At 69.8% G+C, this 11,559-nt stretch carries 9 protein-coding genes, 3 tRNA genes and 1 pseudogene; 6 read left to right on the forward strand and 7 right to left on the reverse strand.

Going from position 1 to position 11,559, the window contains the following annotated elements:
* Positions 1-52: 52 nt before the first annotated feature.
* Positions 53-934 carry a D-alanyl-D-alanine carboxypeptidase family protein gene (locus E1267_RS22750; RefSeq protein WP_132334693.1) on the reverse strand — a complete coding sequence of 294 codons (882 nt, stop codon included), beginning with the start codon at positions 932-934 and terminating at the stop codon, positions 53-55.
* A 121-nt stretch (positions 935-1,055) separates the two neighbouring features.
* Entirely contained in the window at positions 1,056-2,234 is a 1,179-nt protein-coding gene (locus tag E1267_RS22755) for a glycosyltransferase family 4 protein (RefSeq protein WP_132334695.1), read from the reverse strand.
* Positions 2,235-2,499: 265 nt separating this feature from the next.
* Here E1267_RS22755 and E1267_RS22760 point away from each other — a divergent pair, with 265 nt between their 5' ends.
* On the forward strand, positions 2,500-3,210 hold the full coding sequence (locus tag E1267_RS22760) for a DUF6348 family protein (protein WP_132334697.1): 711 nt from the start codon (positions 2,500-2,502) through the stop codon (positions 3,208-3,210).
* Positions 3,211-3,304: 94 nt separating this feature from the next.
* The gene (locus E1267_RS22765) at positions 3,305-4,336 is read left to right on the forward strand and encodes a LacI family DNA-binding transcriptional regulator (protein ID WP_425465088.1); all 1,032 of its coding nucleotides are present in this window, start codon (positions 3,305-3,307) and stop codon (positions 4,334-4,336) included.
* On the opposite strand, the gene arfA is transcribed toward E1267_RS22765, so the two are convergent.
* Entirely contained in the window at positions 4,323-5,813 is a 1,491-nt protein-coding gene (gene arfA / locus E1267_RS22770; RefSeq protein ID WP_132334699.1) for an arabinosylfuranosidase ArfA, read from the reverse strand. The two genes, E1267_RS22765 and arfA, sit on opposite strands and share 14 nt — an antisense overlap.
* 340 nt (positions 5,814-6,153) lie before the next feature.
* On the opposite strand from arfA, the gene E1267_RS22775 reads away from it, so the two are divergent.
* The 4 genes from E1267_RS22775 to E1267_RS22790 all read left to right on the forward strand — a co-directional run bounded on the left by E1267_RS22775 (position 6,154) and on the right by E1267_RS22790 (position 10,944).
* The gene (locus E1267_RS22775; protein WP_132334701.1) at positions 6,154-7,488 is read left to right on the forward strand and encodes an extracellular solute-binding protein; all 1,335 of its coding nucleotides are present in this window, start codon (positions 6,154-6,156) and stop codon (positions 7,486-7,488) included.
* 55 nt (positions 7,489-7,543) lie between these two features.
* Positions 7,544-8,467 (forward strand): carbohydrate ABC transporter permease, encoded by a 924-nt coding sequence (locus E1267_RS22780; RefSeq protein WP_132334703.1) that lies wholly within the window; start codon positions 7,544-7,546, stop codon positions 8,465-8,467.
* Positions 8,464-9,297, forward strand: a complete 834-nt coding sequence (locus E1267_RS22785) for a carbohydrate ABC transporter permease (RefSeq protein WP_132334705.1) — start codon at positions 8,464-8,466, stop codon at positions 9,295-9,297. Before E1267_RS22780 ends, E1267_RS22785 begins: the two co-directional genes overlap by 4 nt.
* A 309-nt stretch (positions 9,298-9,606) precedes the next feature.
* A complete protein-coding gene (locus E1267_RS22790) occupies positions 9,607-10,944 on the forward strand; it encodes an APC family permease (RefSeq protein WP_132334707.1) in 1,338 nt (445 codons plus the stop codon).
* A gap of 57 nt (positions 10,945-11,001) precedes the next feature.
* Here E1267_RS22790 and E1267_RS22795 read toward each other — a convergent pair.
* The 4 genes and pseudogenes from E1267_RS22795 to E1267_RS44515 all read right to left on the reverse strand — a co-directional run.
* Positions 11,002-11,076 (reverse strand) — tRNA-Val (locus tag E1267_RS22795).
* A 1-nt stretch (position 11,077) separates the two neighbouring features.
* Positions 11,078-11,151 (reverse strand) — tRNA-Cys (locus E1267_RS22800).
* 14 nt (positions 11,152-11,165) lie between these two features.
* Positions 11,166-11,237, reverse strand: a tRNA-Gly gene (locus tag E1267_RS22805).
* 15 nt (positions 11,238-11,252) lie between these two features.
* Positions 11,253-11,559, reverse strand: a pseudogene (locus E1267_RS44515) (hypothetical protein); the annotation flags it as partial.

The raw sequence follows: 11,559 nt of genomic DNA on the forward strand, positions 1-11,559 counted from the left end.
ATTACCGTCATTGCAGTAATGACTGCAATGACGGTAATGGGGGCATGGTGGCTCAGGCGGACACGCGAGACCCGCCCCACGACAGAAGGGTCTCGGCAGTGCTGAACCGGCGGCTGGAGACGGACTCGTCGAGCAGTACGCCGACCAGCCGCCGCCCCTCCACCTCGCCCGCGAACGCCAGGCAGTAGCCCGCCGCCCGGGTGAAGCCGGTCTTCAACCCGATCGCGCCCGGCGTCCCGAGCAGCCTGTTGGTGTTGCGCCAGCTGTAGGCACGGTGGTCGCCGGTGGCGGCGAGCGTGTGCCGCGGCGTACCGGCGACCTCCTTGATCAGCGGCACCTGGAGGGCCTTGGCCGCCAGCAGGGCCTGGTCCGCGGCCGTGGAGTAGCCGTCGCCGCGCGGGGTGGGAAGGCCGTCGGCGTTGACGTACTCGGTGTCGGACATGCCGAGCTCGCGGGCGGTCGCGTTCATCCTGGCGACGAATCCCTTGACTCCGGGGCCGTACGTGCGTGCCAGCGCGTGGGCGGCGTCGGCGCCCGAGGGGAGCATCAGGGCGTACATCAGTTCGCCGACCGTGAGGCGGTCGCCGGGGCGCAGGTCGGCTGTGGTACCGCCGCCGTCCTCCGCGTACGCGACGTCCTCCGCCTTGATGCGGACCACGTCCGTGGGCTTGGTGGACTTCATGACGACATATGCGGTCATGGTCTTGGTCAAGCTGGCGACCGGCATCCGTTCGCCGGCATCCTTGCTGAAAAGCACGTCGCCGGACTCGGCGTCGATCAACTGGGCCGCGCGGCCGTACACCGCGGGGGCGTCGGTTTCGACGGTGGCGACGGCGGGCGCGGGCGGCGCCTGGGCGCCGGCAGGAGTGGTGACCCCGGTGACCAGGGCGGCTGCGCCTGCCAAGGCGACAAGAGGGTCTTTCCTGATACGCATGACGACAGGGTGCCGCCCTTTTTGGCATGCTGTTGACGAAATGCAAGAAATCTTGTGACTGATGGCCAGAAAGCCCGAAATTTCAGGGCTTTTCGTTAGGTAAATCTTTTACCGGAAACGCCTATCGATCGTGCCAGAACGTCCCCGTGACCCGCTCACCGTGCGCCAGCGCCGCGAACAGATCCTCCCAGAGCGGCATCACCTGCTCCGGCCCGTAGGCCCGTGCCGTCTCCGCCGCCGCTTTGCCCATGCGCACCCGCAGGTCCCGGTCGGAGACGACCCGGTTCAGGGCGTCGGCCAGCGCGCTCACGTCCCGAGGCGGCACCAGCACCCCGTCCGTCCCGTCGGTCAGCACGTCCTGGGGACCTGTCGGGCAGTCGAACGCGACGACGGGCAGCGCGTGCGCCATGGCCTCGATCATCACCATGGGCAGGCCCTCGAACCGGGAGCTCAACGCGTACACGGAGGCGTTCGCCAGCTCCAGGTCCAGCCGGTCGGTACGCCCGGCGAGCGTGACGTGCCCGCCCAGGCCGAGGCGCTCCACGAGCCCGCCGAGCTCCGCCCTCCTGGCGCCCGTGCCGAAGATGCGCAGCCGCCATTCCGGATGCTCGGCCACCACCCGCGCGAAGGCCTCGATGAGCAGGTCGAACCCCTTCTGCGGGGTCAGCCGCCCGGCCGCGACCACCACGGGGTTCACCTGCCGCGACGGCTCGCGTTCCACCCGGTGGACCGCGTTCGGGATCTGCACGATCGGCGCCCCCGGCAGCAGGCGCTCGTACGCGTGGCGGTTCGTGCGGGTCGGTACGGCGACCGCGTCGAGGCGGCCGTAGTGGCGGGCGATCTGCCTGCGGATGGTCTCGGGATAGGCCGACAGGTTCATGTGCTCCTGCGCGACCGTGAGGACCCCCTTGGGCGCGCGGCGGGCCGCGATCAGGCTGAGCGCGGGCCTCGTGGTCACGAGGACTCCGTCGCGCAGCGAGGCCACGTAGCCGATCGCGGCGCGCTCCACCCGTTCGGTGAAGTACGCGGCCGCGAACTCCCCGCGCGGCACGATCTTCCCCCGCAGCCGGCGCCACGCCCTGCGCCCGAGCGGGTCCGGAAGCCTGCCGCCGCGCTGGTCCACGAGCGTCACGATGGGCACACGCGGATCGAGCCCGAACCGGGGCCGCTCGCGCCGCCGTACGAGGCTGACCACCTCGACGTCGTGACCCGCGGCGGCCATCGCGTTGGCGTGGTTGACGACCGTGCGGATGGTGCCGCCCATGCCGTAGGCGTGCAGCATGAAGTAGCGGATCCTCATGGGGTGTGCTCCCGGGTCCGTCAGCCGTGTGCCCGCGCGTCCGGGGCGGGCGGCACGCGTGCGGCGGGCGCGCGTGAGGGGGCGGGACCGGACCTGGCCGGCGTCGTGCCAGATGTTCGCTGCCGGTTCATGCCGGTGCAGAGTAACGACCGTTCCTGGCAGTTGCCTGGCAACGGCGGCACGCAGGGCGGGGCGCGCGTCCGCGCACATGATGATCAACCCTCGCTAGGGTGGCCCGGAGCGATGCCCGGCGAGGTCGAGAGGGATGAGCATGGACGAGGTACGCCCGGAGGACGACGTGATCCTGGGCATGATCGCCGATCGCCTGAGCGCGGCCATGGGCAGGCCGTGGCAGGTCGAAGGGGGCGTCGCAGGGGTCATGGCGAAGGGGCCGGGCACGCTCGCCGTCATGCTGGGGGACGACCACTCCGGCGGTCCGCGCCACCTCGACCTCGACTTCGTGCTCAACGTCGACCGCCCCGGGGACACCACGATCAGCGACTGCGTGGCGGGCTACGGCGGCACCCCCGAGGAGGCGCTCGACCGGGCCGTCCAGGTGTGGCTCGGCACGACCGGCAGCGCCCTGCTCGAACTGCTCGTCCAGGACGGCTCGCACGCCGGCCACTTCGGCCCCGGCGACCCCGACGGCTTCCCAGGATGGCACGCCATCCATGGCGGCATCATCGGCTGGGGCACCGGCGACGACCACGAGGCCGTCCAGCGATGGGCCGTCCAGCACGTGCTCCTGCCGCACCTGGCCCCCGCGCTGAAGGGCACATTCGAACGCGGGGGACTGATCGGCGTCAAGGCGTTCTTCGGCGGGGGCGAGGGCACCGAGACGGCCGAGGTCCGCGTCAACGGCGCCTACCACGAGGCGGGCTCGCGCGCTCTGGCCGAGCTGGACTGGCCACGCCCCGAGCGGGGCCTGTCGTACGCCCGCACGTTCGTCCTGCTGGTGCACGACGAAGCCGGCTGACCGCCGCCCGCCCGCGCCCCCGCGGCCAGGGCGTCCACCGGCCGCGCGCTCGCCCCCTCCGCCTGTTAGCGTTACCGCCAGGGGGTGAGCCGCGGTGAGATCCAGGAATGGCAGGCCTGCGGTGCTCATGGACGTGGCGGTGCTCGCCGGTGTGTCGGCCATGACCGTCTCGCGAGTGCTGAACGATCCCGACCGGGTGCGTGCCGAGACCCGTGCGCGGGTGCTGGCCGCGGTCAGGGAGCTCGACTACCGGCCCAACCAGGCGGCCCGCCAGCTCGTGACCGGCCGCTCCGGCGTGCTCGGCGTGGTCAGCATCGACACCACGCTCTACGGCCCCGCCACCACCCTCTACTACATCGAGCAGGCCGCGCGAAACGCCGGCTACAACGTCAGCATCGCCAGCCTCAGCTCGCTCAACCGCAGGTCGATGGAGGATGGCGTGCAGCGGCTGCGCGCCCAGGCCGTCGACGGTGTGATCATCGTCGCGCCGCACGAGTCGGCCTCCGAGGGGCTGCGGCACCTGCCGCCCGAGATGCCGGCCGTGGCGGTCGACGCCGGCGACGACATTCCCGTGCCCGTGGCCAAGGTCGACCAGCGGGCCGGAGCCGTACGCGTGACCAGGCACCTGCTCAGCCTCGGCCACCGCACGGTCTGGCACGTCGCGGGCCCGGCCGACTGGCTCGACGCCAACGGCCGCATCGAGGGCTGGCGCGGGGTGCTGGAGGAGGCCGGCCGGCCGGTGCCCGACGTGGTGCGCGGCGACTGGAGTGCGCGCTCCGGCTACCGGCTCGGGCGCGGCCTGGCGCAGGAGCCCGAGGTAACCGCCGTGTTCGTGGCCAACGACCAGATGGCGCTCGGCGTGCTGAGGGCGCTGCGCGAGGCGGGGCGGCGAGTGCCCGAGGACGTCAGCGTGGCGGGCTTCGACGACATCCCCGAGTCGGCCTACTACTGGCCGCCGCTGACCACCGTACGCCAGGACTTCGGCGAGGTCGGCCGGCTCGCCTTCCACATGCTGCTCGATCGGATGGCGGGGGCCGACACCGACGGGCGGCGCCTGGTCGAGCCGGAGCTCGTCGTCAGGGAGAGCACCGGCGCCGCCCCCGGGATGAGCCTCAGGCCAGCCTGATCACGTTCCACGACACCGGCGGCAGCAGGACGCGGGCCGGGTCGTGCTCGACGTCGGGGTTCGGCCTGGGCGCGATCCGGTCGGGGGCGTCGGCCGTGTTGCGGGCGTAGACGTCGGCGTCGGTCAGGGTGGTGGCCTCGACGATGCGCCGCCCGCCGAGCGCCCGCGCGTCGATGGTCAGCGACAGCGGCGCGTCGGTGGAGCGGTTGACCGCGAACAGCGTCGTGCCCTCCTCGGCGTGCGTGGCCACGGCGTGCAGCAGCGGCACCTCGCCGTACTCCTTCGTCTCGTACGACGGCGAGACCGGCTCCACCCGCAGCACGTCGCCCGCCGCGTGCCTGGACGCCTGCGCGAACGGGTGGAACGTCGTCTGGCGCCAGGCCCGCCCGCCGGGCTCCGTCATGATCGGCGCGATGACGTTCACGAGCTGGGCCAGCGACGCGGCCGTCACCCGGTCGCTGTTGCGCAGCAACGTGATCAGCAGCCCGCCGAACGCCACCGCGTCGGCCAGATGGTAGTGGTCCTCCAGCAGCGGCGGCGCGACCGGCCAGTCCTTTGGCGGCTCGGCGTTCTGGAACCGCGACAGGTACCAGACGTTCCACTCGTCGAAGGAGACGTCGATGCGCTTACGCGACTTCAGCCGTGCCCCCACGTGGTCGGCGGTGGCCACGACCGAGGAGATGAAGTACTCCATGTCGGTCGAGCAGGCCAGGAAGCTGCCGAGGTCGCCGTCCTTCTCCTCGTAGTAGGCGTGGCAGGAGACGTGGTCGACCACGTCGTACGTCTCCTCCAGCACCGTGGCCTCCCACGCGCCGAAGGTCGGCATGCCCGAGCCCGAGCTGCCGCAGGCCACCAGCTCCAGGTTCTTGTCCATCGTGCGCATCGCGCGGGCGGTCTCCGCCGCCAGCCGGCCGTATTCGCGGGCCGTCTTGTGGCCGGTCTGCCAGGGGCCGTCCATCTCGTTGCCGAGGCACCACATCCTGATGCCGTGCGGTTCCTTCGAGCCGTTGGCGACGCGCAGGTCCGACAGCGTGGTGCCGGAGGGGTGGTTGCAGTATTCGAGCAGGTCGAGGGCCTCGGCGATGCCGCGGGTGCCGAGGTTGAGCGCCATCATGGGCTCCACGCCGGCCTTGCGGCACCAGCGCACGAACTCGTCGACGCCGACCTCGTTCGTCTCGGTGCTGTGCCAGGCCAGGTCGAGCCGACGCGGTCGCTCGGCGACCGGGCCGATGCCGTCCTCCCACCGGTAGCCGGAGACGAAGTTGCCGCCGGGGTAGCGGACGGTGGACACGCCCAGTTCCCTGGTCAGGTCGAGCACGTCGCGGCGGAAGCCGTCGCCGTCGGCCTCCGGGTGGTCCGGCTCGTAGATGCCGGTATAGACGCATCGCCCGAGGTGTTCGACGAACGTGCCGAAGGTGCGCCGGCGTACCGGAGCCACCTTGAACGCGGGATCGAGCGTGAGTTCTGCCTGGTGCACGGAGAGGACTCCTGGTGTCGCGCGGGCATGACGTCGTTTGAGATTGTTAGCGTTATCAGTAGGTGTGGTCAAGGGGTCGGGCTCGCTCCTCACGTCCCGGCAAGCGTTTCCGCGGAGGCCTTGACATGCCAGGTGTTACCGCTAACATTCGGGTAACCCCAACGAAACCCGGGGTCTGCGCGGCGACCCCGCAACCCGGCGGATCGCCACCGTCGCCTGCGACGCGGTGCGGCAGGTTGGTTCGCGGCTGCCCTGAAAACCTCTGTTGTTAACGAGAACATCAGCGAGCACGGCCAAGCATCGGCACGGCCAAGCATCGCCTCGGCAGGAAGAGGCCACTGTGCACGGTCCCCCCGACATCTCGCGCCGGCATCTCCTCGGCGGCAGCCTCGCCCTGCTCGGGGCCGCCGCCTCCGGCTGCGCCATCCCCGTGGGACTCGGCTCCTCCCAGACACGGGTCCAGTACTGGCATTTCCTGGGCGCGAGCGACGGGATCATCATGAACAACATGGTGAACGCGTTCGCCGCGCAAGCCCCGGAGATCTTCGTCGAGGAGAACGTGCTCGCCTGGGGCGAGCCGTACTACACGAAGATCGCCATGGCGGGCTCCGGCGGGCGATCGCCCGACCTGGCCACCTTCCACCTGGCCAGGCTCGCCGGGATCGGGGCCGGCGAGATCCTCGACCCCGTCAACGAGCGCCTGCTGGAGGAGGTCGGCCTGCGTGGCTCCGATTTCAGCCCGCCGATCTGGGAACGCGCTCACATCGACGGCGTCCTGTACGCCATTCCGCTCGACGCCCACCCGATGGTGCAGTACTACAACACCGACATCTGCGACAAGGCCGGGCTGCTCGGCTCCGACGGCAAACTGCGGCCCACCAACGGCGTCGACGAGCTGGTGGAGCAGCTGACCAAAGCCAAAGAGGTGATGGGCGGCAAACCGCCGCTCGCCTTCGACTCGCTCGGCCTGGGCACGGTCGGGCCGTGGCGCGTGTGGTGGTCGCTGTACCCGCAGAGCGGCGGCACCCTGCTGTCCGACGACGGCACCACGATCACCATCGACGACGCCAAGGCGCTCGAAGTGCTGCGGTTCATGCAGCGGCTCGGCAAGGAAGGGCTGTGCGACTGGCACACCGACTACGGCGCCTCCGTGGCCAACTTCACCAACGGCCAGGCCGCCTTCCTGTGGAACGGCGACTGGGAGACCATCGGGCTCAAGGACCGCGAGACGCCGTTCAGCATGACCCGCTTCCCCGCCGTCTTCGGCACCGGCTCGGCGCAGGCCGACTGCCACGCGTTCGTCCTGCCGCACCAGCGCGACCGCGACCCCGAGGTCGAGCGCGCCACGTACGAGTTCATCGCCTACCTCGTCAAGAACAGCGCCGAGTGGGCCGTGGCCGGCCACGTGCCCGCGTACCTGCCGACTCTCGAACTGCCCGAGTATCTCGCGCTGGAGCCGCAGTCGGAGTACCGCTCGGTCATCACCGAGGTCGCGCTCGATCCCCAGGTGTGGTTCGCGGGCTCGGCGTCCCGGTTGTGGATCGAGTTCGGCGAGGCGTTCTCCCCGGTCATCAGCGGTGAGCGGACGCCGGAGGAGGGCCTGGCCGCGGCCAAGGCCTCGCTGAACCGGCTGCTGTCCGCCCCGAACCCCTTCCCCGACGAGAAGCGCCCATGACCGTGATCACCGAGGACCCCGGCATCTTGGTCATCCGAGCGACGAAGGAGCGCCCATGACCACCACCGTCGCGGCTCCCGCGACCTCCTCCGGCCCTGTCGCGAGGGCCAAGGTCCGGCGCGGCTGGACGCAGCACGGGCTGCTGTTCGTGGCCCCGTTCCTGCTGATCTACGTGGTCTTCCTGGTCTGGCCGACGCTGCTCGGCTTCCGGTTGAGCCTGTCGAGCGTCAACATCGCCGGCGGCAACGACCACCTCGTCGGCTTCGCGAACTACGCCGAGGCCTTCGGCGACCCCCGCATGTGGCGCTCGTTGTGGAACACACTGGTCTTCACCGTGCTCAGCACGATCCCGCTGGTGCTGCTCGGGCTGGCCTTCGCGCTGCTCGTGCACCACCTGCGCTTCATGCAGTGGTTGTGGCGGCTGTCGTTCTTCGGGCCGTTCCTGCTGCCGTCCGCCGTGGTGTCGATCCTCTGGCTCCAGATGATCTACCCGCCCGACTACGGCCTGCTCAACGGCACGCTAGGCACCGACGTCCTGTGGCTCGGCGACCCGTCCACGGCCATGTGGTCGGTGGTGCTGACCACGGTCTGGTGGACGGTCGGCTTCAACTTCCTGCTCTACCTGGCCGCCCTCCAGGCCATCCCGCACCATCTCTACGAGGCCGCCTCGATCGACGGCGCCACGGCCTGGGACAAACTGCGCTCCATCACGCTCCCGCTGCTCGGCCGTACGACGGCGCTCATCGTGGTGCTGCAGCTGGTCGCCTCGCTCAAGGTCTTCGACCAGATCTACCTGATGACCGGCGGCGGCCCCGAGGACGCCACCCGGCCCATCATCGAGTACGCCTACGACGTCGGTTTCACCGGTTACCGCATCGGCTACGCCTCGGCCGTCTCGTACATCCTGTTCGTCCTGATCGTCATCGTCTCCCTGGCGCAGCTCCGGCTGTTCCGCAAGCGCGAGGAGGTCGCGTCGTGACCAAGCGGTTCAGCGTCAGCCAGGTCGTCCTCCTGCTGGTCGCGCTCGTGCTGGCGGCGATCTGGCTCGCCCCCATCGCCTGGGCGGTGGCCACGTCGCTCAAGCCCGAGGACGAGACCACGGTGACCCCGCTGCAGTGGTTCGGCAGCGAGATCACCTTCGACTCGTACGCGCTGGTCCTGGAGACCGGCGGCATCCTCAAGTGGGCCGTCAACTCCACCGTCACCGCGGTCATCGTCACGTTCCTGACCGTGCTGTTCTCGGCCATGGCGGCGTACGGGTTCGCGCGCACCCAGTTCAAGGGGCAGCGGGTGCTGCTGGCGCTGATCCTGGCCGGCATCATGGTGCCGCCGCAGGTGCTCATCGCGCCGCTGTTCGCCGAGATGGTGGCCTTCGGACTGGTCGACACCTGGTGGGCGATCATCCTGCCGCAGGTGGCCGCGCCTCTGATCGTCTTCATCCTGTTCAAGTTCTTCCAGGACGTGCCGCCGGAGCTGGAGCAGGCTGCGTTCGTGGACGGGGCCGGGCGGTGGCGGGTGTTCTTCACGATCGTGCTGCCGCTCTCACGGCCGGTGCTGGCCGCGGTGTCGATCTTCACGTTCATCAACACCTGGAACAACTTCCTCTGGCCGTTCCTCGTCTCCACCGACCCGAACACCATGACTCTGCCGGTGGGCCTGGCCAACGTCGTGCAGGGAACCTTCGGCCTGCGGTACGCGCAGATCATGGCCTCGGTGGTGCTGGCCGGGCTGCCGCTGCTGGTCGTGTTCGTGTTGTTCCAGCGGCAGATCGTACGCGGCGTCGCCCACAGCGGCCTGGCCGGCCAGTGACCCGCGCGAACCGGAGCCGCGCCGAGGTACGGCCACGACGGCGAGGACGGCGGCGACCAGACCGACGACGACGCCCGGCACACGCAGCACCGGCAGCAGCGTCGCCGCCGCACCGACCAGTCCGAGCACCAGCGCGACGACCCCGATCACGGGAGTGGGCGGGGGCCAGGCGACGTGGCGCGCTACGCCCTCCGTGGTCCGCCGGCCGATCCCTCGGCATGATCACCTCACCGATCGACCTGTCACGGCTCGGCCGCTGCTTGTAGTCGAGACCAGTGTCAAAAACCGTGATCGGGGAACGATATGGTCATGACAGGCGCCGCACCCGAGGCCGGCCCCGTTTCCCTCAAGCGCGCTATCGGCCCCAAGCTTCTCGTCCTGTTCATCATCGGTGACATTCTGGGCACCGGCGTCTACGCCCTGACCGGCACCGTGGCCGGTCAGGTCGGCGGCGCTCTGTGGCTGCCCTTCCTGCTCGGCTTCGTCATCGCGATGCTCACCGCGATGTCGTACGTCGAACTGGTCACGAAATACCCCAAGGCGGCAGGCGCCGCGCTCTACACCCAGAAGGCGTTCAAGCGACCCTTCTTCACGTTCATGGTCGCGTTCACGGTCATGTGCTCCGGCCTCACCTCGGCCAGCGCGGCGGCCCGCGCGATCGGCGGCGACTACCTGGAGGCGTTCTTCACGCTGCCGAGCGTGGTCGTCGGCATCGTCTTCATCGTCGCCGTCGCGGCCCTGAACTACCGGGGCGTCTCCGAGTCGGTGAAGACCAACATCGTGTTCACACTGATCGAGCTCACCGGCCTGCTGGTGATCATCGCGATCGGCGTGTACACCGTGTTCACGGGCGCGGGAGAGCCGTCGAGGCTGGCCGAGATCGACACCGAGCAGGCGGGCGGGCTGATGTACGCCCTGCTCGGCAGCACCGCACTGGCCTTCTTCGCGTTCGTGGGCTTCGAGGACTCGGTGAACATGGCCGAGGAGACGCGAGACCCCGCACGGAACTTCCCCCGGGCGATCTTCCTCGGTGTGACGATCACCAGCATCGTCTACATCCTCGTGGCCATCACCTCGTCGCTCCTCGTCAGGCCCGAGGTGCTGGAGGAGTCATCGGGCCCGCTGCTCGAGGTGGTGAAGGCCGGCGGGCTCAACTTCCCGCCGCAGTTGTTCGCCGCGATCGCCATCTTCGCCGTCGCCAACTCGGCCCTGATCAACATGATGATGGCGTCCCGGCTCGTGTACGGCCTGGCGAACGAGCGGGTGGTGCCACGCCGCCTCGGCTGGGTCGACCCGCGCCGACGTACGCCGGTGATCGGCATCATCTTCACCACCGCGCTGGCCATCGCGCTCATCTCGACGGGGGAGATCGCGGGGCTCGGCGACACGACCGCGTTCCTGCTGCTGTGCGTCTTCACCGTCGTCAACGTGGCCGTGCTCGTGTTGCGCAAGGACCGGGTGGAGCACACCCACTACCGCACGCCCACGGCCCTGCCGGTGGTCGGCGCCGTGCTGGCCTTCATCCTGGCCAGCCCGCTGACCGGCCGGCCCGTCGAGGTCTATATCCGGGCCGGCGTGCTCCTGGCCATCGGACTGCTGCTCTGGCTGATCAACTGGCTGGTGGTGCGCCGCCAGAGCGAATCCTAGGCACAGGCGTAAACGAGCGAACCCCGGCTGCGGCGCAGGCTGGGGTTCGCTCATCGATGGTGGACGATACTGGGATTGAACCAGTGACCTCTTCCGTGTCAGGGAAGCGCTCTCCCGCTGAGCTAATCGTCCATGGAGGTGGCGACGGGATTTGAACCCGTGTGGACGGCTTTGCAGGCCGCTGCCTCGCCTCTCGGCCACGCCACCGAGCCCAAACTCCGAGCGGAAGACGGGATTCGAACCCGCGACCCTCACCTTGGCAAGGTGATGCTCTACCACTGAGCCACTTCCGCGTTGCTCCGACAACTCTAGCGGGTTTTTCGACCAGATGCTTCCGGTCCTTCGTCGTGGAGCAGCCGGACCATGCTGCGCTCGGTCGCGGGCAGGGTGAAGAAGATCTCCAGGATCCGCGTCAGGCGGTGCACCTCGACGCGGTGGAAGGAGGGGCCCTCGGAGCGGGCCAGCACCAGGGACAGCGCCAGAGGCGGCAACGGGGCGTGGACGACGTGCAGGCCGTCGTCGAGGGTCAGGGCCATCGGGCGGGCCGGAAAGCCGGCCGGCAGGGCGGGCGGCAGGGCGGGCGGCTCCTCGGGAGCGCGCCAGCTCGCGTAGACC

The sequence above is a fragment of the Nonomuraea longispora genome (assembly GCF_004348345.1).
In the GTDB taxonomy this organism is placed as follows: domain Bacteria; phylum Actinomycetota; class Actinomycetes; order Streptosporangiales; family Streptosporangiaceae; genus Nonomuraea; species Nonomuraea longispora.